A 23,366-nucleotide genomic window follows, 5' to 3' on the forward strand; every position below is an offset into this window, starting at 1 on the left:
ACCCCCACCCCCTCGTCTTCGGCACCCCTCACCGCCCAACAGATCGAGGATCAGCAATCGAACTCCGCCGCAGCAGCGAACGCCGACGCCGCCTATCGTGCGGGCGTGACCGGTCGCGGCGTCAAGATCGCGATCATCGACACAGGCATCACCCCAGGTCTGTCCGAATTCAGCGGCCGGATCGATCCTGCCAGCGCCGACATGGCCGGGACGCGCGGTCTGACCGATTCCAGTGGTCACGGCACGCTGATGGCGTCCGTGGCGCTGGCGGCACGTGACGGCCGCGGCATGCATGGCGTCGCTCCCGAAGCAATGCTCGTGTCTCTGAACGCTTCGGACCCGGCGACCTGTCGTTCCGCCACCGATTGCCCGGCCTCAGCCGAGTTGCTCATCCGCGCGATCGATGCGGCCATCAATGCGAAGGTCCGGGTCATCAACATCTCGGCGACCGCGGACGTGACGCACGAGACCCTCATCGCAGCCGTCCGCCGCGCGGCGGCTGCCGGCATCGTCACGGTGATCAGCGCAGGCAACAATGGTGGGGATGCACGCCAGCCGCTTCTCCTTTCGCGGTCATTCGCGGAGGCTGCTCCGGGATGGGTCATCATCGCAGGCGGTCACGATGTGTCTGGAGCTTTCGACTATCAGCTGGCGAACCGGGCCGGGAGCGGTCCTTCCGCCGCTTGGTACCTGACGGCATTGTCACGGGACGTCGTTATGACTGATAGAAGCGGGGCTCTTGCCCGCGACAGTGGCACTTCACCGGCCGCCGCTGCGATAAGTGGCGCGGTGGCACTGGTTGCACAAGCACGGCCGAATCTGACTGGAGCCCAGATCGTCACATTGCTGCTCGCTAACGCCACGGACGCCGGGACCCCGGGGCCCGATGCCGTATTCGGTAACGGGATCCTCAACGTTGCTGCGACCTTCGCCGCTCTACCACCAACTGAATGAAAATCCTGCCGGCGCACATAATCGAGGCAATCGGCGTTTACTTTCCCATCAACGAACGGGTCGCGAGACGGCGCAGGCGTTCTCGAAATCGATCGAGTTTCGAGAATGCGAGCAGTCTTGCACATCCCGCGCGGTGCAGGCGCTAAATACTGCTGCTAACGCCCCCCATCAAAGCCGTTGAAGCCTTCATCAGGAACCCAGCTCCACGTCGATCCTTCGACACACTTGCCAGACGCGCAATCCAACGTGCGACGCATCAAATTACGTATGGCGGTGACGTTCGAACAGGTTGCGCCGGGGTCATGCCTAAGAAGCACGGTTGGTGACGCGGACATTTGAGACTTGAGATGCAGATGGTCCGATAACCGGTCAATATCGACAATTTCTCCGTTATAAACAAATGTACCTCTCGCCTTTACAACGATGACATCTATTACCGGTTCGGCGCTATGAGGCTTTGTCGGCCAATTTAGGTCTTGGCCTTCGCATGATGGGTTTCGCGCAGAGGTCGGCTGAACGCGTTGTACTGGCGAACCTGCACTTACGGGAACCGCGCTCACCGATCCATTTTTCTGCGGAATGAACATCATACTGGTGCCGCCCGCCGTCACTGGCGTTCGTGTACCACTCTGCCATTCGACCATGTTGCACGCTGCCAACGCAGCTATTGAGCCGAGAATGAGGACTGCATGGCATCGGCGAGCGCAAGGTGTGTGCATTCACGTATCGTCACTCATAGATGTGACGGCTGCAAGGTGTTCTCGCTCCCTTCCCAAATGGGAAGGTCGGGTGAGATTCCGGGCCACCGACCGTCTGGGCCGCGCGCTTCCAAGACGAATTTCCCGAAATCTGTTCCCGATTGCCTTTTCCCGAAATGCGCCATCGGACATGGAGTTTCGGGAAAGGGCGGGTCGTCTGAAAACCGGCGTGAGCATCAGCGGGGGCAGCGCTGCGCTGCTTGGATGGCTCCACGCTGCCCCCGCTGCTACCAGACGGTGTCATTTCTATCTGGCGACGATTATGTCTTTTCTAAATTGCGGGAACAAGGAGTAAGGTCCGGTGGATCGCCTGCTGACTATCATGAAGCGCCTGCGCGACCCCCAAACGGGCTGCGAATGGGACGTTGCCCAGAGCTTCGAGAGCATCGCGCCCTATACGATCGAGGAAGCACATGAAGTCGCGGACGCGATTGCGCGTGGCGACATGGCGGACTTGAAGGACGAACTCGGCGATCTGCTCCTGCAAGTCGTCTTCCATGCCCAGATCGCCGCCGACCTCGGCCATTTCTCCTTCCCGGATGTCGTGACCGCGATCAGCGACAAGATGGAGCGACGCCATCCGCATATCTTCGGCGACGTCGCCGAAGGCGGTCATCATCTTTGGGAGCAGATCAAGGCCGAGGAGCGACGCGCCAAGGCGGCGAGCGGTACGCTCGACGGTGTGGCGCTCGGCCTACCTGCGCTCATGCGGGCCGAGAAGCTGCAAAACCGTGCCGCCAGGGTCGGCTTCGACTGGCCCGATCCGCATGGCGCGCGCGCCAAGATCGACGAGGAATTGCAGGAAATCGCCGAAGCGCCGCCGGAGACGCTCGAAGAGGAATTTGGCGATCTGCTGTTCGCCGTGGTCAACTGGGCGCGCCACCATGGCATCGACGCCGAGGCGGCGTTGCGTAACGGCAACCTCAAGTTCGAGCGTCGCTTTCGTGCAATGGAGCAGGAGGCCGGCGAAGGCTTTGCGGCGCTCGACCTGGAAGGCAAGGAAGCCCTGTGGCAGAGGGTCAAGCGCCGCGACGGGTGAACCGGTCATAATCGGGCGGCGACAGGCGAACGTCATAAACCGCCTGTTCGCCCTCGATCGCCTGATCCAGCACTTCGCCATGGGCATGCAGCCATGCCGCCCCCGCCCCGTCGCCTGCGTCGAGCGTCACGCGGTAGCGGCGGTGGCCGGAGGTCAGCGCCTGCGCAACCTGCTCGATCAGGCCATCGATGCCCTCCCCCGTCATCGCCGATACGGCAACGATGTTGGAACGCCGCTCGGCCTCCGCGAGGAGGTCGTCTCGCAGATCGCCTTCGACGAGATCCATCTTGTTCCACGCCTCGAAGCGCGGGGTTTCGGGATCGACACCGATCTCGGTTAGCACCGCCTCGACATCCGCTCGCTGGGCTTCGTTATCGGGATGCGCGATATCGCGGACATGGATCAGCAGGTCTGCGGACACCACCTCTTCCAGCGTCGCCTTGAACGCGGCGACCAACTGGGTCGGCAGGTCGGAAACGAAGCCCACCGTGTCCGACAGGATCGCCTTATCGATGCCCGGCAACTGGATCTGCCGCAAGGTCGGGTCGAGCGTCGCGAACAACAGGTCTTTCGCCATGACATGAGCGCCAGTCAGGCGATTGAAAAGTGTCGATTTTCCGGCGTTGGTATAGCCGACCAGCGCGATGATCGGCCAAGGTGCGCGCTGACGCCGATCGCGGTGGAGGCCCCGCGTCCGGCTGACTTGATCCAATTCGCGACGCAGGCGCGCCATGCGGTCGCGGATCATCCGGCGGTCGGCCTCGATCTGCGTTTCGCCGGGGCCGCCCAGGAAGCCGAAACCGCCGCGCTGACGCTCAAGGTGGGTCCAGCTACGAACCAATCGACCGGCCTGATAATCCAGATGCGCCAGTTCGACTTGCAACCGCCCCTCGGCGGTCGCGGCGCGCTCACCGAAAATCTCCAGGATCAAGCCGGTTCGGTCGATGACCTTGGCCTCCAGCGCGGTTTCGAGATTGCGCTGCTGAACGGGCGTAAGCGCTCCGTCGAACACGACGAGTTGCGCCTCCTCCATCCGGATCTGCTGGGCGACCTGTTCGACCTGGCCGCTGCCGATCAGGGTCGCGGGTTTGGGGGCCCTGACCCGCAGTGCGATGCGCTCGACCACATCCAGGCCGATCGCCATGGCCAGGCCAGCGGTCTCGTCCAGACGCGCATCGGCATCCCGCGCCGCATCGCCCTGATCCGGCAGGACGATGACGGTGCGGGCACCCCGCGTGAATTCACCGCGATCGCGATCGAAACCGGTACTCAATCCTCGGCCGATCCCGCCTGCTCTTCGGCCAGATTCAGCGGCCGGGCGGGCTGAATGGTCGAGACGGCATGCTTATAGACCAACTGCGCCATGCCCTCACGCTGGAGCAGCATGCAGAACAGGTCGAAGCCCGCAATCTGACCCTGCAGCATGACGCCGTTGATCAGGAACATGGTGACGGGGTCTTCCGATTTGCGCACCGCGTTGAGAAAGATTTCCTGCAACAGCGGGTTCTTGCGCTGCTGTTCGTTCACGCCGTCGACGATCGCGGCCACGTCCAGCGGACCGGACGGCATAATGGTGGAGATGGCATGCTTGTAGATCAGCTGCGACTGTCCGTCCCGGCGCAGCAGCACCGAGAAATTGTCGAACCAGGTCACGATGCCCTGGAGCTTCACACCCTTGACGAGGAACATGGTAACCGGCGCCTTGGAGCGGCGCAGCGCATTCAGAAAGAGGTCCTGAAGCGAACCTGATTTGTCGGCCATGGTCGAGCCCTTATTCTTGGCGGGTCCGTGCCCGCGAATAGCGCCGTTTCCCGGCGTCGGAACCGCGCCCGTGTGCCGGGCGCGGCCAATATCTATGGTTTCGAGGGGCATTCGTCCAGAGGCGAGCGCATGACCATTGCGTCACTCGTCGCGCGTCTCGCTGATCCCCAGCAGCTTCAGCTTGCGGTGGAGCGCGGACCGTTCCATCCCGATGAAGCTGGCGGTGCGGGAGATATTGCCCGAAAAACGCCGGATCTGGACGCGCAGATATTCGCGCTCCCAACTCTCACGCGCCTCGCGCAAGGGAGCCCCCATGATGGCGGTGGCGCCCCCGCCCCCCATATCGGCCCCCTCGCCCAGCACTTCGGCGGGCAACAGGTCCAGGTCGATGCGGCCGACGCGGTCGCCCGGTGCCAGGATGATGGTCCGCTCGACCACGTTGCGAAGCTGGCGGACATTGCCCGGCCAGTCATAGGATTGCATCGCGACCATCGCATCGGGCGCGATCTCGGGCGTGCGGACGCGGCGTTCGGTGGCGTAATGCGCCATGAAATGCTCGACCAGCGGCGGGATGTCTTCCCGCCGTTCGGACAGCGAAGGGATAGTCACCGGCACGACGTTGAGGCGATAATAGAGGTCCTCGCGGAACCGGCCCTCGGCGATCTCCTGCGTCAGGTCGCGCGCCGTGGCAGAGACGACGCGGACATCGACCTTCACCACCCGCGTACCGCCGACGCGCGTGAAGCTCTGGTCGGTCAATACGCGCAGGATACGCGCCTGGGTCGCGATCGGCATGTCCGCGATCTCGTCCAGGAACAAGGTGCCGCCATGCGCCTGTTCGAGCAGCCCGGTGCGGACGAGGTCCCCCCCCTCCTCTACCCCGAACAATTCCTCGTCGACGCGCTCGGGCGTCATGCGCGCCGCACTGACGACCACGAAGGGCGCGCTCGACCGGTTGCTCCAGCCGTGGAGCAGCCGCGCCGCGACTTCCTTGCCCACGCCCGCCGCGCCCATGATCAGCACGCGGCTTCCGGTCGCGGCAACACGCTTCAGGGTGGCGCGGATGCCGTTGATCGCGCTGGAGGAACCGGTGAGATCGGTTTCCCGCCCGGCACTGGCGCGCAGCGAGGCGTTCTCGCGCCGCAACCGCTCGGTCTCGGTCGCGCGCCCGACCATCAGCAACAGGCGTTCGGCCTCGAACGGCTTTTCGATGAAGTCCGCGGCCCCTTTCCGGATCGCCGCCACCGCCGTGTCGAGGTTGCCGTGGCCCGAAATGACCAGCACAGGGATCGAGGGGTCGCGCCGCTTGATCTCATCGAGCAGTTCCAGACCGTCGAGCTTCGAGCCCTGCAACCAGACGTCGAGCAGTACCAGCGACGGTCGCCGCACGGCCACAGCCTCCAGCGCGGCATCGCTGTCGGCGGCGACTCGGGCGTCATAGCCCTCATCCTCCAGCACGCCGGCGACCAGTTCGCGGATATCGAGTTCGTCATCGACGACGAGAATGTCCAAAGCCATGATTCTTTACGTCCGAGTACGAGTCAAAGCGGTGAGCTGGCCCTCCTCAGCCAGTTCGGGTTCGGCGCCACCCTGATCCAGCGCCGCCAGGGCGCCGGCATCGAACATCATCGAAACGATGGTGCCGCCGGTAGGATTGTCGGAAAAGCCGATCGTGCCGGCATGTTCCGCAATGATCTTGTTGACGATGGCGAGGCCCAGGCCGGTGCCGCGCGCGCGCGTCGTCATATAGGGCTCGATGATCCTGTCGCGTTCGGGCGGCAGGCCTACGCCGTTGTCGGCAACGGTAATCGTCACCATGCCCCCCTGCTGCCCGACGGTCAGCATGACATGGCCGCCCTTCATCCCGTCCGGCCGCGCCTCGATCGCCTCCACCGCATTCTTGACGATGTTGGTCAGCGCCTGGCTCATCTGCCGCCGGTCACAAACCATCATCGGCGCGGGCTCGTCCTGCTCCATTTCGAAGCGGATCTCGGGATGGGCGACCTCATGGAGGAACATCGCCTGGGCACAGATGTCCGCGATCGCTTCCTCGCGAAAGACCGGCTTGGGCATACGCGCGAAGGAGGAGAATTCGTCGACCATCCGGCGCAGGTCGCCAACCTGACGGACGATCGTCTCGGTCAGGCGGCCGAAGGTTTCGTCCTGCGGATCGATGACCTTGCCATAGCGGCGCTGGAGCCTCTCCGCCGCCAACTGGATGGGGGTCAGCGGGTTCTTGATCTCATGCGCGATGCGCCGTGCGACATCCGACCAGGCGGCCCGGCGCTGATCGAGCAATTGCTGCGTGATGTCGTCGAAGGTCAGGATCGGTCCGTCCGCCGTCTGCGCGATCCGCACCGCCAGGGTCCGCATGTCGCCGTGCAGCGCGACCTGCACCGTCGCCTCCCGCCGCCCCTGGTCGAGCAGTGCGTCCAGTTCGGGGGCAACCTCGATCAGGCGATGGCCGATCAACCCGCCCGGCTCCACGCCGAGCAGCATGTCGGCGGAGTTGTTGGCGATGCGGACCTGGCGATCGGCACCGATCGCGACGACGCCCGCCGAAACCCCCGCCATCACCGCCTCGATGAGCGCACGGCGATTGTCGAGCTGGGCGTTGGCGGTGACCAGTTCGGTATTCTGCTGTTCCAACTGGCCGGTCATCTGGTTGAACGCATTGGCCAGCGTGCCGACCTCGTCGCGGGTGCGGGGATCGGGCACGCGGGCGGTCAGGTCACCGCCCGCGATGCGCCGGGCCGCATCGACCAGTTCGCCCACCGGTCGCACCAGTCGATCGGCCACCGCCAGCGCGATCCACACCGCGATCCCGACGATCAGCAGGGCGACGAAGAACAAAGCGATGTTGAACTTCAGCTGGAGAGACCGGGCCCGGCCCTGCAACGCGCGATAGCCCTCGACCACATCTTCGGCGGCGAAATGCTGCTTGCTCAGGAACGCGGCGTTCACGCTGGTCCCGACGTAGAGCATGATCCCGCTGCTGTCCGGCAGGGGCGTGACGACCCAGACGCGTTGTTCGTTGATACCGACTTCGGGCCGGTTCGACCGGCTGGCCTGGCCCATCATTTCGGGCGTCACCAACTCTCGGAAGCTCGCATCGGTCGGCTGATTGAAGAAGTCGTAGAATTTGAAGCCCTGTTTGGGATCATAGGAGAAGAGGACCGCCTCCTCCATGTCGCGCACGATCGTCTGCTGGACCAGATAATCGTGGAAGTCGCGCCGGTTCTCGCGCAGCACCGGCAGGTTGCGCCCCAGGTCCTGCGACATGGCGCGCCCGGCAAAGACCCAGCGGTTGATGATCTGCTGCTGCGACTGGCGGGCGATGTCCATCGCGTCGCTGAACGCCTTGCGGGCGCGGTCGGAAATCCAGAATTCCGCCGACGACTGGAACATCACCGACGCTGTCACGACGGTCAGCAGGATGGGTACGCTGGCAGTGAGCGAGAAGATCGCCACCAGTCGGACATGAAGCCGCCCGCCCCCGCCGACCGCAGACTCCGCCGCGCGCCGCATGGCGACCCGCCGCCCGAGCAACATCAGCAACAATATGCCCGGCACCAGATTGAGTGCCAGCAAACCGGCGATGACCGGGGGCGCGATCAGACCCTGAGCGTCATGCCGCTGGTCGATGAACCAATAGGTTCCGGCGGCGATGGCAATCGCTCCAATGACGATCGCCACCTCCACCGCCGGTGTCACCGCGAAGCGGGATCGCGGCGGTTCGATGGGACCGGCAGGCTTCAGGGACGCCAACATCGTTGCAATCGTACAACGTGAAGCGTGACCTGCAAGCCACAATTCGTAAAAATTTCGTTAGTCAGTCCGCCGACTCGTCATCACCGCTGACCGGAATGCGAAGTGTGTCGAGGCGTTTGCGCAGGGTATTGCGATTGATCCCCATCGCGCGGGCGGTTCGCAACTGATTGCCGCCGTGTCGCGCCAGCATCGCTTCGATCAAGGGGCGTTCGACCTCGCCGATGATACGGTCATAAAGCGAGCCGTCATCCAGCGATGCGGGGCGCTCCACGGCAAGCCGCGCGAGATAGCTGCGGACCGCAGCCGCCAGATCGCCGCCATGCGCGTCGTCCGGACCATGAGGCGACTGACGCGCTTCGCCCATCATGGCGCGGATCGCCTCCGCATCGATCACCTCGTCGCGCGCCAGGACGGCGAGGCGCCGCATCATATTCTCCAGTTCGCGCACATTGCCGGGCCAGTCATGCGCCACCAGCACATCGACCGCCTGACTGTCGATCCGCCGCCTCGGCAGACCCTGCAACGCGGCGTTCTCCAGGAAATGCCGGGCCAGCAAGGGGATATCCTGTCGCCGCTCCCGCAGGGCGGGAAGTGCGATGGGGACGACGTTGAGACGGTAGAACAGGTCTTCGCGGAACTGGCCGGATACGACCTGTTGGCCGAGATCGCGGTTCGTCGCCGCGACGATGCGGACATCGGTACGGATCGTCCGCGCGCCGCCCACGGTGGTGAACTCGCCCGACTGGAGGACCCGCAGCAACCGGGTCTGCGCCTCCATCGGCATGTCGCCGATTTCGTCGAGGAACAGGGTACCGCCGGCCGCCTGCTCGAACCGGCCTGCATTGCGCTGTGCCGCGCCGGTGAACGCGCCGCGTTCATGGCCGAACAACTCGGCCTCGATCAATTCGCGCGGGATCGCGGCCATGTTGATCGCCAGGAACGGGGCCGCGCGGCGCGGGCCCAGATCGTGGATCGCCCGCGCGACCAGTTCCTTGCCGGTTCCCGACTCGCCGGAGATCAGCACGGTGAGGTCGGTCGCGACCACGCGCGCGATGATGCGATACACGCTTTGCATCGCCTGCGAGCGACCGATCAGCGGAAGCGCGCGATCGTCGTCCGGCAAGGCGTCCTCGACCAGCACCCCCCGCCGCGCCAGCGCCCCCGCCACCGCATTGGTCAGCGCGTCGAGGTCGAAGGGCTTCGGCAGATATTCATAGGCGCCCACCTCCGCCGCGCGCACCGCCGTGGTCAGGGTATTCTGCGCTGACAGGATGATGATGGGCAGGGTTGGAAAACGCTGGGCGACGCTTCGGATATGGTCGATCCCGTCACCGTCGGGCAGGATGACGTCCGTCACCAATATGTCCGGCGCGCCGCCCGCCAGCATCTTGTCGAGCCGGGCCAGCGTCTCCACCGTCGTGACCTCATGCCCCGCGCGGCGCAGCGCCTGCCCGACCACGGTGCGGATCGCGGCGTCGTCATCGACGACCAGGACATGGCTCATGCGGCGGCCCGGGGCAGCAACAGACGCAGGACGGTCATTTCGGGCGAGCCCTCTCTTGCATATTGAATGATGCCGCTCATGTCGCGGACCAGCTTGTCGACAAGGGCAAGGCCGAGCCCCTGCCCCTCGCGGCGGCTGGAGACGAAGGGATCGAACATGTGGTCCGCGATGTCCGGGGGCGCGCCCGGGCCATTGTCGATCACGCAGATTTCGATGGGCAGAGGCAGGCGGGTCCGTCCATCGTCCGTGCTGACCGACATGCCATGACGATAGGCGGTCGTCAGGATGATCCGGGGGTTGCGCACGGACCGAACCGCTTCGCGCGCGTTCTTCAACAGGTTGATGACGATCTGAAGCAAGGCGTCGCGATTGATCCGTGCGGGCGGCAACGAAGGGTCGAACCGCTCCTCGATCTGGATACCACGCGCGAAACCGGCCAGCGCCACCCCCCGCGCATGGGCGAGCAGCGGATAGATATTCTCCGATGCCAGCGGCAAGGGCCGGGTATCGCTGAAATCCTGCATCCGATCGATGAGCGCGGCGATGCGGTCCACCTCGGTCGTGATCAGCGTGGTCAACTCGCCACCGTTCAGGAGTTGCGCAGCGCCCCGAATGCCGGACAGTGGGTTCTTGATCTCGTGCGCGAGCATCGCGGCGGCGCCTATGGCGGCCCGCGCCCCGGCGCTGCGTTCCGAGGCATGGGCCAGACGGCGTGACTGGCCCGCACTGTGCAGGGTGATCGCTCGCCAGCCCGTATGATCGGGAATTTGCGCTTCGACAAAATCGACCCGGATCTTGTGGCCGCGCGGTGTCGCGATGACCGTGTCGTACACGGCGAAGCCATGCCCGTCGCGACTGCGAGGCGCATCGGGCGGGGGCAGGATCGCCGCCAGCGGCTGTCCGATCATCAACCGCTCGGACAGGTTCAACAGCTGTTCGGCAAGCCCGTTGGCATGGGCGATCCGATCCTCTGGATCGACGACCACGACCGCGACCGGCAGGGCGGCGAACAATGCCGCGAAACCCGGTCGGCCATGGCGCGTCGTATCAGGCCGCGGCTGCAAGCTCGATCTGCGGCATGTAGAAGTCGTACAGCATCGACTTGACGCGGTCGGCACTGGCTTCCTGATTGACCTTGTTGCGGAACTCGGCGGAGCCGTGAAGCCCGCGTGTGTACCAGCCGATATGCTTGCGGGCCATGTTGACGCCCGTCTCGGTACCATAATGGTCAAGCATCGCGTCATAATGTTCGGCAACGACACGATATTGTTCGCCCAGCGGCGGATCCTCGCGACGTTCGCCGGTTGCGAACCAGTGCATGACCTGCCCCAACAGCCAAGGGCGACCATAGGCGCCACGCCCGATCATCACACCGTCCGCGCCCGACTGGTCCAGCGCCATGTCGGCATCGTCCACCGAACAGATGTCGCCATTGGCGATGACGGGGATGGATACCGCATCCTTCACCTGGCGGATGAAGGCCCAGTCCGCCTGCCCCTTGTACATCTGGTTGCGGGTGCGACCATGGACGGTGATCATTTTCACGCCGATATCCTCGGCGATGCGCGACAATTCGGGGGCGTTCAGGCTGTCATGGCACCAGCCCATCCGCATTTTCAGCGTCACCGGCACATCCACCGCCTCCACCGTCGCACGAATGATCTCCGCCGCCAGTTTCAGGTCGCGCATCAAAGCCGAGCCCGCATCGCCGTTGACGACCTTGCGCACCGGACAGCCCATATTGATGTCGATGATCGCCGCGCCGCGATCGGCGTTCAGCCTGGCCGCCTCACCCATTTCATAGGGCGTGCAGCCGACCAGCTGCATCGACACCGGCTCCTCCAGCGGATGCCATGCGGCCTTCTGGATCGATTGACGCGTCTCGCGGATGGCGGCCTGACTGGCGATCATCTCGGTCACGTTCAAGCCCGAACCATAGCGGCGGACCAGCGTGCGAAACGGCATGTCGGTGACGCCGGTCATCGGCGCCAGAACGACGGGGCTGTCGATCGTCACCGGACCGACCTGAATGGGGGCGAGATTACGCATCATACTGCCTGAAAAATAAGCAGTCCCTCTACGCGAACATGCACCACGAGGCAAGATTGGCGGTACGGGCGAAAAGCCGCTAGGTCGCGGCCTTATGAGCGAGAATGGAAAGATCGCCGCATTGATCGTCGCGGCGGGTGGCGGCAGTCGGATGGGCGGCGGCATACCGAAACAGTTTCGCGATCTGGGCGGCCGTCCGATGCTGGCATGGAGCCATGCCGCCTTTGCCGCACATCCCGCGATTGGCCCCGTGCTGACCATGGTCGCGGCGGATCAGTTGGAGACGGTGCGCAACCTTCTGCCAAGCGCCTGGTGCGAGGCCGGTGGGGCCAGCCGCCGCGAATCGGTGGCGAACGGTTTGCGGCAACTCGCTCTCGCCGGGGTCGAGAAGGTGCTGATCCACGACGCCGCTCGCCCCTGCCTCTCGCACGACGTGATCGACCGCGTTCTGGCTGGGCTGGAAACGGCCGATGGCGCGATGCCGGTGCTGCCGGTCGCGGATACGCTGGCGCGGGAAAGCCTGCGGCCGGACGGCGTCCATCTGGGCGAAACCGTACCGCGTAACGGCGTCGTCCGGGTGCAGACCCCGCAGGGCTTTCACCTGCAATCGGTCATCGCCGCCCATGCTGCATGGCCCGCCGATGCCGAGGCGACCGACGATGCGCAGATGGTGCGACGGCTTGGCGGGCGCGTCGCTTTGGTGCAGGGCGATGCCATGCTCGAGAAAATCACCTATCCCGACGACTTGGCCGGCGCTGATATGCGACTGGCATGGGAAACCCGGACCGCGATGGGTTTCGACGTTCACCGTCTGGAAGATGGCGAGGAACTCTGGCTGGGCGGCGTGCTGATCCCGCATCATCAGGGGCTGTCGGGACATAGCGATGCCGATGTCGCGCTCCATGCGCTGACCGACGCGCTGCTCGGCACGATCGCGGCGGGCGACATCGGCACCCATTTTCCGCCGAGCGATCCGCAATGGAAGGGGGCCGAGTCGGGCCAGTTCCTGCAACATGCCGCCAAGCTGATCGCCGATAAGGGCGGGCGGATCGATTTCGTCGACCTGACCATCATCTGCGAAGCGCCCAAGATCGGCCCTCACCGCGCCGCCATGGTCGAACGGATCGCCGGCCTGCTGAACATCGAGCGGAGCCGGGTCAGCCTGAAGGCCACGACGACCGAACGCCTGGGCTTTACCGGACGCGGCGAAGGCATCGCGGCGCAGGCGATCGCCACCGTGCGCCTCCCCGGGGGAATGCCCGCATGAAGCGCCTGAGTCTGATCGTCGCGCTTGCGGCATTGATCGCTCCGGAGATCGCGAGCGCTCAGGCCCGCTCCTGCATCACCGCGCCCGAGGCGGAGGCGATGACGCTGGTCGCCATGCCCGACATATTGCGCGAAACCGGTCGGGTATGCGGAGCACGACTGCCCGCCACTAGCCTGATCCGGGGTGGCGGTACGCTGATCGCCAAATATGAGAGCGCGGCGGATCAGGCCTGGCCTGCCGCCCGCGCCGCGATCGTCAAACTGTCGGACCCGGCGATCGATACGCTGTTGCAGTCGGATTATGCCCGTCCGTTGCTGACCTCGCTGCTGGTGCCGTTCATCGTCGGGCGGATCGGGCTGGAGGATTGCGGGACGATCGACCGGCTGGTGACGCAGTTGGCCCCCCTGCCCCCGCGCAACATGGCGTCGGTCGTCGTGACCGCGCTGCAATATCTCAAGACAGAAAAGGCACGAGGGCGGCAGGTCGCCGTGCCCGATCTGCCGCTTTGCATGAACGGGAACCGCTGATGGACGTGCTGCTGCCCCGCGAATTGATCGCTCTGGCCGAACGGGTCGTGACCGAGAACCGCGCGGCGGGTCGCCGCGTCGCCTTGGCCGAAAGCTGCACCGGCGGGCTGGTGTCCGCCGCACTGACGGAAATTCCGGGATCGTCCGATGTGGTCGAGGCGGGTTTCGTCACCTATTCGAACCAGGCCAAGATCGCGATGCTCAAGGTCAATCCCGAGGTGATCGAGACGTTCGGGGCGGTATCGACGGCGACCGCCTGGGGCATGGCGCAGGGCGCGCTGGCGGCCAGCGAGGCTGATGTGGCGGTGGCTATCACGGGCGTGGCGGGCCCCGGCGGCGGTACGGCGAAAAAGCCGGTCGGTACCGTCGTCTTCGCCCGTGCGCTACGCGATGGCGACCCCGAGGATGTGAAGGCCGAGCGCCACGAATTCGGTGATATCGGGCGCGGCGCGATCCGGCTTCAGGCGGCGCTGTTGGCGCTGGAGTTGCTGCTGCCGTAAAGCTTGGCGGCGCGATCCTCGAACGCGCCGATCATGCGGCGGAGCGCGGTGCCGAACACCTGCCCCGCCAGCATCTCGAACACCCGGTTCTTAAACGCGAAGTCGACGGTGAAGTCGACCGCGCACCCCTGTTCCTCGGGCCGGAAACGCCAGTTGTTGCGCAGATATTTGAGCGGCCCGTCGAGATAGTCGACGTCGATCGATTCGGGGCGGGTCTTGGTCACGCGGCTGGTGAAGGTCTCGCGCAGCCCCTTGAAGCCGACGATCATGTCGGCCACCGTCTCGCTATCCGAGTCCGATCGGACGCGCATCGCGGAAACCCAGGGCAGGAACTCCGGATAGCGCGCCACATCGGCGACCAGATCGAACATCTGCTCCGGCGTGTAGGGCAGATGCCGTGTCTCGCTATGCTTGGGCATCAGCGCTTGGCTGCCAGCTTCGCCTCGCGCGCTGCCCGCAGCCGCTCGAAATCGTCGCCCGCATGATAGCTGGAACGCGTCAGCGGCGAGCTGGCGACCAGCAAAAAGCCCTTGGCGCGCGCGATCGAGGCATAGGCGTCGAACGCCTTGGGCGTGACGAACTCGGCGACCTTGGCATGGCGCGGCGTCGGCTGGAGATACTGGCCCATGGTCAGGAAATCGATGTCGGCCGAGCGCATGTCGTCCATCACCTGATGCACTTCCAGGCGCTCTTCGCCCAGGCCCAGCATCACGCCCGACTTGGTGAAGATCGACGGATCATGGCGCTTCACGCTCTCCAGCAGGCGCAGCGACGCATAATAGCGCGCGCCCGGCCGGATCGTCGGATAGAGCCGGGGAACGGTTTCCAGATTATGGTTGTAGACGTCAGGCCGCGCCTCGACGATCGACTCGATCGCCGCCTGCGCCTTGTTGCGGAAGTCGGGCGTCAGGATTTCGATCGTCGTGTTCGGCGTGGTGCGGCGCAGCGCCTCGATCACCTTCACGAACTGCGACGCGCCGCCATCGGGAAGGTCGTCGCGGTCGACCGAGGTGACGACGATATGATTGAGCCCCATCTGTGCGGCGGCATCCGCCACATTCTGCGGCTCCATCGCATCGACCTTGCGCGGCATGCCGGTCTTCACGTTGCAGAACGCGCAGGCGCGGGTGCAGGTGTCGCCCAGGATCATGACGGTCGCATGCTTCTTCGACCAGCATTCCCCGATGTTCGGGCAGGCCGCTTCCTCGCAGACGGTCGTCAGGCTCTTGGCCCGCATCAGCTCGCGCGTGGCGGCGAACCCGGCGCTGGTCGGAGCCTTGACGCGGATCCAGTCCGGCTTGCGCGCGCGCACCGGCGCGACCAACGGTGTCAACTCGTTCATGCCCCGCGAAATAGCGATGGTCCCCGCCGGACACAATGCCTGCGATGCGCGTCCAGGGTATCGCGCGACAGACACAATTTGATATGGAACCGAAACGGCCACGCTCGGGTTCGCCTGCTAGAGCATGATTTCCTGAACTGGATAAGAGAGAGCAATGACCGACTTTAACGACCTCGTGGATGGCTATCAGCGCTTTCGGACTTCCGATTGGCGTCGCCAGCGCGACCGCTGGGCCGAATTGAAGGAAGGCCAGAGCCCCAAGGTGATGGTGATCGCCTGCTCCGACAGCCGCGTCGATCCGGCCCAGATTTTCGACACGCTGCCCGGCGAAATCTTCGTCGTGCGCAACGTCGCCAACCTCGTGCCGCCGTTCGAGACGGGCGGTGGTCATCACGGCGTGTCGGCGGCGCTGGAATTCGCGGTGACGCAACTCGAAGTAACCGACGTCGTCGTCATGGGCCATGGCGCGTGCGGCGGCTGCAAGGCAGCGCTGACGCAAGGTTTCGCCCACGCCCCGCAGGGTGAAGGCGGCTTCGTTTCCGACTGGGTGAGCCTGCTCGACGGTGCCCGCGAAAAGGTCATCGCCAAGCATGGCGACGGTCCCGATGCGATGCGCGAGATGGAACTGGAGTCGGTCCGCACGTCGATCGCCAACCTGCGCACCTTCCCCTTCGTCACCAGTCGCGAGGAAGCGGGCAAGCTGACCCTGCGCGGCGCTTATTTCGCGATCGCCGACGGCGTGCTGCACATCATGGACGAGCAGGGCGAGTTCAAGCCCGCTACGCCGGCGCTGGCCGCGGCTTAAGGGAGTCGGGGGGGGGGGCGGGGCCGGCCCCCACACCAAAAAGATCCACATCCTTTTTCGGCTCGGCGGTCGAGCGGAGCGACAATTCACGCATCTGCTTGGTGCTGGGCAGGCTCGGGGCGCCCATCAGCAGGTCTTCCGCGCGCTGGTTCATCGGGAACAGCGAAATTTCGCGCAGGTTCTGAGCGCCGCAGATCAGCATGACGATACGATCGACACCCGCCGCCATGCCGCCGTGCGGCGGCGCGCCGTACTGGAAGGCGCGGTAGAGGCCGCCGAAGCGCTCCTCGACATCCGCCTTGGACAGGCCGACCTTCTCGAACGCCGCGACCATCAGTTCGGGCGACTGGTTGCGGATCGAACCCGAGGCGATCTCGAAACCGTTGCAGACCAGGTCATATTGGTACGCCTTGAGCGACAGCGGATCGGCGGAGTTGAGCGCCTCCATTCCGCCCTGCGGCATCGAGAACGGGTTGTGCGCAAACTCGACCTTCTTCTCGTCCTCGTCCCATTCGTAGAAGGGGAAGTCGACGATCCAGCACAGACGGAACGCGCCTTCTTCGATCAGGCCGAGCTGCTCGGCAACGCGGGTGCGCGCGAGCCCTGCCAGCTTGGTGGCCGCCTCGACCTTGCCCGCCGCAAAGAACAGGCCATCATCGGGACCAAGGCCTAGCGCGGCATAGATCGCCTCCATCCCCTCGGTGCCGTGGTTCTTGGCGATCGGGCCACCGAACTCGCCGCCCTTGCGGGTGACATAGCCAAGTCCCGCATGGCCCTCGGCACGAGCCCATTCGTTCATCTCGTCGAAGAACTTGCGGCTCTTCTCGGCGGTACCCGGCGCCGGGATCGCGCGGACCACGCCGCCCGAGCCGACGATCTTCTCGAACAGCCCGAAGCCCGAGCTGGTGAAATGCTCGGTGACATCGGTGATGATCAGCGGATTGCGCAGGTCGGGCTTGTCGTTGCCGTATTTCAGCATCGATTCCGAATAGGGGATGCGCGGGAACTGGCCGATCGGGGTGACGGTACGACCGTCGGCGAACTTCTCGAAGATGCCGCCGATCACCGGCTCCATCGTCTCCCACACCTCTTCCTGGGTGACGAAGCTCATCTCCAGGTCGAGCTGGTAGAATTCGCCCGGCAGACGGTCGGCGCGCGGGTCTTCGTCGCGGAAGCAGGGCGCGATCTGGAAATAGCGGTCGAAGCCCGCGACCATCAGCAACTGCTTATATTGCTGCGGCGCCTGGGGCAGCGCGTAAAACTTGCCCGGATGGATGCGGCTTGGCACCAAAAAGTCGCGCGCACCCTCGGGCGAGGAAGCGGTGAGGATCGGGGTCGAATATTCAGTGAAGCCCGCCGTCTCCATGCGACGCCGCATGTCGGAAATCACCTGAGTCCGGCGCACGATATTGGCGTGCAGCGTCTCGCGACGCAGGTCGAGGAAGCGGTAACGGAGGCGGATATCCTCGGGATATTCCTGCTCGCCCGCCACCGGCATCGGCAGTTCCTCGGCAGCGGAAAGGACGGTCGCGCCGCGCGCGAACACTTCGATCTCGCCCGTCGCGAGGTTGGGGTTCACGGTCCCCGCCGAGCGCGCCTTGACCACGCCGTCGATCGTCACGACCGACTCGACCCGAACGCTCTCCAGGATGGCGAGCGCGGGCGTGTCGCTGTCAGCGACGATCTGGGTGATGCCGTAATGGTCGCGCAGGTCGACGAACAGCACGCCGCCATGATCGCGCTTGCGATGGACCCAGCCGGACAGGCGGACCGTCTGGCCCACGGCTTCGGCCGTCAGCGCGGCACAGTTATGAGTACGATAGGCGTGCATGGCGAACATTCTCTGAACGTCTGGGAAAGCCCAGCCGCTTCCCCGCCTACCCCCCTTTTGTCAATCCCAATGTGCCCGAATGGGCCGCCCACGCGTTCCTCTTTGTCAACCCGCGCGGGCCGGGCTATGTGCAGGCGATGCACGTTCATCCGTTGATTACCGACAGCGCCACGCTCGCCAATCTCTGTGCCCGCCTGTCGCAAGCCGACTATGTCATGGTCGATACCGAATTCATGCGCGAGAGCACCTATTGGCCCGAGCTCTGCCTGATCCAGATCGCCGATACCGAGGAGGCCGCGGCGATCGATCCCAAGGCGCCGGGGCTCGACATGACGCCGCTGCTCGACTTGCTGGTCAACAATGACGCGGTGCTCAAGGTCTTTCATGCCGGTGGGCAGGATATCGAGATCATCTATAACCTGACCGGCAAGACCCCTCACCCGCTGTTCGACACGCAGATCGCGGCGATGGCGCTGGGGCAAGGCGAACAGATCGGCTATTCCAACTTGGTCGACAGCTGGCTGGGTATCCAGGTCGACAAGGGGGCACGCTTCACCGACTGGTCACGCCGCCCGCTCGACCAGCGCCAGGTCGATTATGCGATCGGCGACGTGACGCATTTGTCGGCGATCTTTCCCAAGATGCTGGAGCGGCTGCGCAAGACCGGGCGCGGGGCATGGCTGGATCAGGAAATGGAGCGGCTCGCCGATCCGTCGCACTATGCCAATGATCCCGACTGCGCCTGGAAGCGGGTGCGCGTATCGGGCCGCAAGCCGGACATGCTGGGCCGCCTGAAGGCGCTGGCCCGTTGGCGCGAGTTGGAGGCGCAGGCCAAGGACCTGCCGCGCGGCCGTATCGTCAAGGACGAGACGCTGGCCGATCTGGCGGGCCATCCGCCGCGCAAGCAGGCCGATCTGGCGAAGGTGCGCGGGTTGTCGGCGACATGGGCGAGCAACGATATCGGCGGTCGCCTGATGGATGCGCTGGAAAGTGCCGCGCCGCTGGGCGCCGACGAACTGCCCGCGCGCGACGATCGCAAGCCGGGCATGGGGCGTGAGGGTGCACTGGTCGCCGATCTGCTCAAGCTGCTGCTAAAAATCCGCGCGCGGGACATCGATGTGGCGCCGCGCCTTCTGGCGCGCGCCGACGATCTGGAAATGCTCGCGGCGGGGGTTCGCAGCGGCCTTTCGGTCCTGGAGGGCTGGCGATTCGAGCAGTTCGGCCGCGATGCGCTCGATCTGGTCGAGGGGCGGACCGGCTTCGTCGTCAAGGGCGGCAAGTTGAAGATGGTCCGCACCGCGGAGGAAGAATCATGATGCGCATCGCCGCCCTTGCCGTTTCGCTCGGCCTCGCCGCTTGTGTCCCTACCCCGAAGACGGAAACGATGACGGACAATTCGGGCTGTGGCGATGGCAAGGTTGCCAGGCTCGTCGGCAAGGTCTGGGCCGAATCGATGCGGGATCAGGTCATGAAGACCTCCGGCGCGCGCACTTTGCGGGTCATCGCGCCCGACACGATCGTCACGATGGACTTCCGACCCGACCGGCTGAACGTCGAGACCGACGCACAGGGTCGGATCATCCGCTTCAGGTGCGGTTGATCCGCTCCGCCGTCCTTCCCAAGGCCGTGGCCAATGCGGCGTGGCGGCGCTCGACCGCTTCGCCATAAAAGCCCCGATCCTCATCCCCCATGGCGAGCGCGAGCGTCGTGTCGCCCATGACCAGCCCGGTGCGCTCCAATGGCCCGGCCAGACCGCCGCTCAGCCGTTGACCCAGCCGCATCGCCAGGCCCCAGTTCGTCGCCTGTTTCAACTGTGCCGGGGTCGCCAGTTCCGTCAACGGCAAGGGCACGGCCAGCCCGCCACCCAGACTGGTGTGAAGCGCCTGTGCGAGCATGGCGCGCCCGGTCGCGTCGATCCCCACCCAATTGCCGTGCAGGGCGATCTCCACGCCGCGTTCTGCCCGAAATTCGGGATTGGCACGCCAGCCGACATCGGCGAGCAGACAGGCGGCATGACGAAGCCGGGCATCGGCCGCCGCTTCCTCCTCGAACAAGGGCGCGATCCAGCCGTCGAGCAGATCGCCATGCTCGGGGAAGCGGCCCAGCAACCGCCCCTCCTCCCGCGCCGCGACGATCAGCGGATCGAGCGAACGTGTCCGGGCGTCGAGCGCGCCGAACAACAACCCTTCCCGCAGACCGAAGGCGGAGACGACCGTGGTGCTGCTCCCCAGATGCTTGAGCAACACGCTGAGCAGCGCGGTCGCATCGCCCAGCGTGGCGGCGCGACTGGACGACAGGCCCTGCACTTCACGCAGGCGCGCCTTGCCGAGATGCGGAATGGTCCGCGACAGACGCAGGATATCGACCGGCGTCAGTTCGTAATGATGAAGCACCGGCAGGGGATAATCGGCCAGCGTCATGTCCAGCCGCGCCAGCGCGCGCCACGAGCCGCCGACCATATAGAAGGGCAGCCCCCTGCCCCGGCCTTCCCAACCCGCATCCTCGATCAGCCGGGCGATGTGCCGCTCGAACGCCTTGCCGCCGCGTTCGCGTAAGGCAGGAATGCGCAACACGCCCAACGGGAAGGATACGCGATCCTCGACATCCCCTTCCCGAACGCGAACCAGTTCAAGGCTGCCGCCACCGAGATCGCCGACAATGCCGTCCGCGTCGGGAATGGCCGACAAGACGCCCTCGCCCGCCGCCTTGGCCTCCTGCTCGCCCGACAGCAGTTCGACTTCTAGCCCCAGCGACTCGGCACAGGCGATCAACTCGCCGCCGTTGGCCGCATCGCGCACGGCCGCCGTCGCCACGGTGCGAAGGCTCGTCACCCCCATTTCCCGCGCCAGCATGGCGAAGCGCGCCAAGGCCACCTGCGCCTTGGCCAGGGCGGCGGGATCGATCGCCCCAGTGGCGGCCAGACCGCGTCCCAGCCCGGCCATCACCTTCTCGTTGAACAGGATCGCGGGCAGCCGTGCCGGTCCCTGATAGACGACCAGACGGACCGAGTTGGACCCGATGTCGATGATCGCCGTACGCGGCGCGCGAGGTTCCGCCATCGATCAGCGAAGCCGCGTCAACGTTGCCGCCGGAGCGACAGGGTCGGCACCGCCTTGCTGGTGTCGAGCGCGGCGCCGCGCCCGGATAGGGAAGGATTGGTCATGAAATACCGATGCAGGTTGAAGGGACGCTGGTCGCCCGGCTCTTCGCGGACATAGCTGCCGTCCGGCTCCAGTTCCCAGCTCTGTTCATTGTCCAGCAGATTGGCGACCATCACCTGGTCCAATATCTGGTCATGGACGGTCGGGTTCAGGATGGGCAGCATATATTCGACCCGCCGGTCGAAATTGCGCGGCATCCAGTCGGCGGAGGAGATGAAGACCTTGGCCGCGTCATGCGGCAGTGGTTTTCCGTCGCCGAACGCCCAGATGCGGCTATGCTCCAGGAAGCGGCCGACGACCGACTTGACCCGGATATTTTCGGACATGCCGGGAACGCCGGGGCGCAGGCAGCAGATGCCGCGTACGATCAGGTCGATCTCCACCCCCGCACCGCTCGCCTCATAGAGCTTTTCGATGACCTGCGGGTCGACCAGCGAGTTGACCTTCGCCCACAGGCTACCGGAACGACCGGCGCGGGCATGGGCGATCTCGGCATCGATCAAGGCCATCAAATTGTGGCGCAGGTCACGCGGTGACAGGCTCACCCGGTTCATGGCCGCCGGTTCGACATAGCCGGTGATATAGTTGAACATCTGCGCCGCATCGCGCCCGATGAGCGGGTCCGCGGTGAAGAAGCTGATATCGGTGTAGATGCGCGCGGTAATCGGGTGATAATTGCCGGTGCCGAAGTGGCAATAGGTGCGGAAGTCGTTCCCTTCGCGCCGCACCACCATCGACACCTTCGCATGGGTCTTCCAGTCGATGAAGCCATAGACGACCTGTACGCCCGCGCGTTCCAGGGCGGAGGCCCAGTAGAGATTCTGCTCTTCGTCGAACCGCGCCTTCAGTTCCACGATGGCGGTGACCGACTTGCCCGCCTCGGCAGCGGCGATCAGCGCGTTGATCACCGCCGACTGCTTGCCCGCGCGATAGAGCGTCTGCTTGATCGCCACCACATCGGGATCGGCGGCGGCCTGCTTCAGAAAGGCTATGACCACCTCGAACGTCTCGTACGGGTGGTGGACGACGATGTCCTTAGCCTTGATCGCGGCGAAGCAATCGCCCGCAAATTCGCGGATTCGCTCGGGAAAGCGCGGCGCATAGGGCGGGAATTTCAGGTCAGGCCGGTTCTCGTCGACCAGCATGTCGAGGTCGCCGATGCCCAGCAGATTGCCGCTCTCGGTGATGATCGCGTCGGCCCCGCCCAGTTCGTCACGCAGCACATCGGCCAACTCGTCCGGCATGCCCGTCTCCAGCTCCAGCCGGATCACCCGACCGCGCCGACGCCGCTTGATCGCATTGACGAAGTAACGGACCAGATCCTCGGCCTCTTCCTCGATCTCGATATCGCTGTCGCGCAGCACGCGGAAGGTCGCGGCACCGTTGACGACATAGCCGGGGAACAGCAGCCCGGAGAAGCGCCGCAGGATCGTCTCGATCGCGACATAGCGCGCGCCCTCTCCCGGCAAGCGGACGAAGCGCGGCATCGTCGCGGGGATCATCACCAACTCGCGAATCGGCGCCTTGTCCGACACGCGGGTCAGGTCGAAGATCATCGACAGACCCTTGTTGGGAATGAACGGAAAGGGGTGAGCCGGATCGAGCGCCTGGGGCGTCAGGATCGGGAAGATCTGCTCCCGGACATGGGTTTCCAGCCAGGCGCTGGCTTCCTGGTCGATCGCGTCACGCCGCAGGACGAAGATCCCCGCCTCGTCCAACAAGACGCGCAGGTCCCCCCATACTTCCTGCTGGCTGGCCATCAGGCGATCCGCCTCGGCGACGATACCGCTCAACTGTTGCGCCGGGGTCAGTCCGTCGACCGAGCGCTGCTCGACGTCTTGCGCCTGCTGTCCCTTCAGCCCCGCGACGCGGACCATGAAGAATTCGTCCAGATTCGATCCGGAGATCGACAGGAACCGCAGACGCTCCAGCAACGGATGCGCGCTGTTGCACGCTTCCTCCAGCACGCGGCGGTTGAACGCCAGCCAGGAGAGTTCGCGGTTGAAATACCGCCCGTTCGGCTCAGCCGCGAAATGGTCGTCGTCCGGTTCGGACATTTGCGCGATATGGGCTGGACGGGTCATCTTTGCTCGCTTG

The 23,366-nt window shown here is 65.1% G+C and carries 20 protein-coding genes; 8 read left to right on the forward strand and 12 right to left on the reverse strand.

The features are described from left to right. Together SM191_RS12625 and mazG are read left to right on the forward strand one after the other, a co-directional pair. Positions 1-954: S8 family serine peptidase (locus tag SM191_RS12625; RefSeq protein ID WP_341506505.1), on the forward strand; the 954-nt coding region annotated here is incomplete at its 5' end. Between the two features lie 1,080 nt (positions 955-2,034). After that, complete coding sequence (gene mazG / locus SM191_RS12630; RefSeq protein ID WP_341506552.1) at positions 2,035-2,751, forward strand: nucleoside triphosphate pyrophosphohydrolase; 717 nt, start codon at positions 2,035-2,037, stop codon at positions 2,749-2,751. On the opposite strand, the gene hflX is transcribed toward mazG, so the two are convergent. From hflX to dusB, 7 genes are all read right to left on the reverse strand, one after another. After that, positions 2,732-4,024 carry a GTPase HflX gene (gene hflX / locus SM191_RS12635; protein ID WP_341506506.1) on the reverse strand — a complete coding sequence of 431 codons (1,293 nt, stop codon included), beginning with the start codon at positions 4,022-4,024 and terminating at the stop codon, positions 2,732-2,734. The genes mazG and hflX overlap by 20 nt on opposite strands. Beyond that, positions 4,021-4,623, reverse strand: coding sequence for an RNA chaperone Hfq (gene hfq, locus SM191_RS12640; protein WP_341506507.1), 603 nt, complete (start codon positions 4,621-4,623; stop codon positions 4,021-4,023). Before hfq ends, hflX begins: the two co-directional genes overlap by 4 nt. Positions 4,624-4,653: 30 nt before the next feature. After that, the gene (ntrX, locus tag SM191_RS12645) at positions 4,654-6,030 is read right to left on the reverse strand and encodes a nitrogen assimilation response regulator NtrX (protein WP_267433375.1); all 1,377 of its coding nucleotides are present in this window, start codon (positions 6,028-6,030) and stop codon (positions 4,654-4,656) included. 6 nt (positions 6,031-6,036) lie between these two features. Continuing rightward, positions 6,037-8,283 (reverse strand): sensor histidine kinase NtrY-like, encoded by a 2,247-nt coding sequence (locus tag SM191_RS12650; protein WP_341506508.1) that lies wholly within the window; start codon positions 8,281-8,283, stop codon positions 6,037-6,039. 61 nt (positions 8,284-8,344) lie between these two features. Continuing rightward, complete coding sequence (gene ntrC / locus SM191_RS12655; RefSeq protein WP_341506509.1) at positions 8,345-9,787, reverse strand: nitrogen regulation protein NR(I); 1,443 nt, start codon at positions 9,785-9,787, stop codon at positions 8,345-8,347. Continuing rightward, positions 9,784-10,851, reverse strand: coding sequence for a two-component system sensor histidine kinase NtrB (locus SM191_RS12660; RefSeq protein ID WP_341506510.1), 1,068 nt, complete (start codon positions 10,849-10,851; stop codon positions 9,784-9,786). The genes ntrC and SM191_RS12660 overlap by 4 nt, the downstream gene beginning before the upstream one ends. Continuing rightward, positions 10,835-11,839: a tRNA dihydrouridine synthase DusB gene (gene dusB / locus SM191_RS12665; RefSeq protein WP_445949854.1), complete on the reverse strand. Its 1,005-nt coding sequence runs from the start codon at positions 11,837-11,839 to the stop codon at positions 10,835-10,837. Before dusB ends, SM191_RS12660 begins: the two co-directional genes overlap by 17 nt. Before the next feature lie 91 nt (positions 11,840-11,930). Between dusB and SM191_RS12670 the strand changes: the two genes are divergently transcribed. From SM191_RS12670 to SM191_RS12680, 3 genes are read left to right on the forward strand one after another with little or no spacing between them, the layout of a single operon-like run. After that, the gene (locus tag SM191_RS12670) at positions 11,931-13,103 is read left to right on the forward strand and encodes a bifunctional 2-C-methyl-D-erythritol 4-phosphate cytidylyltransferase/2-C-methyl-D-erythritol 2,4-cyclodiphosphate synthase (RefSeq protein WP_341506512.1); all 1,173 of its coding nucleotides are present in this window, start codon (positions 11,931-11,933) and stop codon (positions 13,101-13,103) included. Beyond that, positions 13,100-13,630 (forward strand): hypothetical protein, encoded by a 531-nt coding sequence (locus tag SM191_RS12675; RefSeq protein ID WP_341506513.1) that lies wholly within the window; start codon positions 13,100-13,102, stop codon positions 13,628-13,630. The genes SM191_RS12670 and SM191_RS12675 overlap by 4 nt, the downstream gene beginning before the upstream one ends. Beyond that, on the forward strand, positions 13,630-14,130 hold the full coding sequence (locus SM191_RS12680) for a CinA family protein (protein WP_267433381.1): 501 nt from the start codon (positions 13,630-13,632) through the stop codon (positions 14,128-14,130). The genes SM191_RS12675 and SM191_RS12680 overlap by 1 nt, the downstream gene beginning before the upstream one ends. Here SM191_RS12680 and SM191_RS12685 read toward each other — a convergent pair. Both SM191_RS12685 and lipA read right to left on the reverse strand, forming a co-directional pair. Next, positions 14,091-14,549: a type II toxin-antitoxin system RatA family toxin gene (locus SM191_RS12685; RefSeq protein WP_341506514.1), complete on the reverse strand. Its 459-nt coding sequence runs from the start codon at positions 14,547-14,549 to the stop codon at positions 14,091-14,093. The two genes, SM191_RS12680 and SM191_RS12685, sit on opposite strands and share 40 nt — an antisense overlap. Next, entirely contained in the window at positions 14,549-15,472 is a 924-nt protein-coding gene (gene lipA, locus SM191_RS12690; RefSeq protein WP_230480649.1) for a lipoyl synthase, read from the reverse strand. Before lipA ends, SM191_RS12685 begins: the two co-directional genes overlap by 1 nt. A 154-nt stretch (positions 15,473-15,626) precedes the next feature. Between lipA and SM191_RS12695 the strand changes: the two genes are divergently transcribed. Beyond that, on the forward strand, positions 15,627-16,277 hold the full coding sequence (locus SM191_RS12695) for a carbonic anhydrase (protein WP_267433383.1): 651 nt from the start codon (positions 15,627-15,629) through the stop codon (positions 16,275-16,277). On the opposite strand, the gene aspS is transcribed toward SM191_RS12695, so the two are convergent. Then, on the reverse strand, positions 16,252-18,108 hold the full coding sequence (gene aspS, locus SM191_RS12700) for an aspartate--tRNA ligase (protein WP_341506515.1): 1,857 nt from the start codon (positions 18,106-18,108) through the stop codon (positions 16,252-16,254). The genes SM191_RS12695 and aspS overlap by 26 nt on opposite strands. 137 nt (positions 18,109-18,245) lie before the next feature. Here aspS and rnd point away from each other — a divergent pair, with 137 nt between their 5' ends. Further along, positions 18,246-19,424 (forward strand): ribonuclease D, encoded by a 1,179-nt coding sequence (gene rnd, locus SM191_RS12705; RefSeq protein WP_341506553.1) that lies wholly within the window; start codon positions 18,246-18,248, stop codon positions 19,422-19,424. Further along, positions 19,421-19,708 carry an I78 family peptidase inhibitor gene (locus SM191_RS12710; RefSeq protein ID WP_341506516.1) on the forward strand — a complete coding sequence of 96 codons (288 nt, stop codon included), beginning with the start codon at positions 19,421-19,423 and terminating at the stop codon, positions 19,706-19,708. Before rnd ends, SM191_RS12710 begins: the two co-directional genes overlap by 4 nt. Here SM191_RS12710 and SM191_RS12715 read toward each other — a convergent pair. Then, positions 19,695-21,167, reverse strand: coding sequence for a Ppx/GppA family phosphatase (locus SM191_RS12715; RefSeq protein ID WP_341506517.1), 1,473 nt, complete (start codon positions 21,165-21,167; stop codon positions 19,695-19,697). The two genes, SM191_RS12710 and SM191_RS12715, sit on opposite strands and share 14 nt — an antisense overlap. Positions 21,168-21,184: 17 nt before the next feature. Then, on the reverse strand, positions 21,185-23,353 hold the full coding sequence (locus SM191_RS12720) for an RNA degradosome polyphosphate kinase (RefSeq protein WP_373461771.1): 2,169 nt from the start codon (positions 23,351-23,353) through the stop codon (positions 21,185-21,187). Positions 23,354-23,366: the final 13 nt, after the last annotated feature.

The sequence above is a fragment of the Sphingomonas sp. 2378 genome, assembly GCF_038084995.1.
Classification (GTDB): domain Bacteria; phylum Pseudomonadota; class Alphaproteobacteria; order Sphingomonadales; family Sphingomonadaceae; genus Sphingomonas.

What these genes read in the sequence shown, in the direction of transcription:
- mazG (WP_341506552.1), top strand. Translation starts at nt 2,035, where the DNA reads ATGAAGCGCCTGCGCGACCCCCAAACGGGCTGCGAATGGGACGTTGCC.
- hfq (WP_341506507.1), bottom strand. Translation starts at nt 4,623, where the DNA reads ATGCCCCTCGAAACCATAGATATTGGCCGCGCCCGGCACACGGGCGCG.
- ntrX (WP_267433375.1), bottom strand. Translation starts at nt 6,030, where the DNA reads ATGGCTTTGGACATTCTCGTCGTCGATGACGAACTCGATATCCGCGAA.
- SM191_RS12650 (WP_341506508.1), bottom strand. Translation starts at nt 8,283, where the DNA reads ATGTTGGCGTCCCTGAAGCCTGCCGGTCCCATCGAACCGCCGCGATCC.
- ntrC (WP_341506509.1), bottom strand. Translation starts at nt 9,787, where the DNA reads ATGAGCCATGTCCTGGTCGTCGATGACGACGCCGCGATCCGCACCGTG.
- dusB (WP_445949854.1), bottom strand. Translation starts at nt 11,839, where the DNA reads ATGATGCGTAATCTCGCCCCCATTCAGGTCGGTCCGGTGACGATCGAC.
- SM191_RS12670 (WP_341506512.1), top strand. Translation starts at nt 11,931, where the DNA reads ATGAGCGAGAATGGAAAGATCGCCGCATTGATCGTCGCGGCGGGTGGC.
- SM191_RS12675 (WP_341506513.1), top strand. Translation starts at nt 13,100, where the DNA reads ATGAAGCGCCTGAGTCTGATCGTCGCGCTTGCGGCATTGATCGCTCCG.
- SM191_RS12680 (WP_267433381.1), top strand. Translation starts at nt 13,630, where the DNA reads ATGGACGTGCTGCTGCCCCGCGAATTGATCGCTCTGGCCGAACGGGTC.
- SM191_RS12685 (WP_341506514.1), bottom strand. Translation starts at nt 14,549, where the DNA reads ATGCCCAAGCATAGCGAGACACGGCATCTGCCCTACACGCCGGAGCAG.
- lipA (WP_230480649.1), bottom strand. Translation starts at nt 15,472, where the DNA reads ATGAACGAGTTGACACCGTTGGTCGCGCCGGTGCGCGCGCGCAAGCCG.
- SM191_RS12695 (WP_267433383.1), top strand. Translation starts at nt 15,627, where the DNA reads ATGACCGACTTTAACGACCTCGTGGATGGCTATCAGCGCTTTCGGACT.
- aspS (WP_341506515.1), bottom strand. Translation starts at nt 18,108, where the DNA reads ATGCACGCCTATCGTACTCATAACTGTGCCGCGCTGACGGCCGAAGCC.
- rnd (WP_341506553.1), top strand. Translation starts at nt 18,246, where the DNA reads ATGCACGTTCATCCGTTGATTACCGACAGCGCCACGCTCGCCAATCTC.
- SM191_RS12710 (WP_341506516.1), top strand. Translation starts at nt 19,421, where the DNA reads ATGATGCGCATCGCCGCCCTTGCCGTTTCGCTCGGCCTCGCCGCTTGT.
- SM191_RS12715 (WP_341506517.1), bottom strand. Translation starts at nt 21,167, where the DNA reads ATGGCGGAACCTCGCGCGCCGCGTACGGCGATCATCGACATCGGGTCC.
- SM191_RS12720 (WP_373461771.1), bottom strand. Translation starts at nt 23,353, where the DNA reads ATGACCCGTCCAGCCCATATCGCGCAAATGTCCGAACCGGACGACGAC.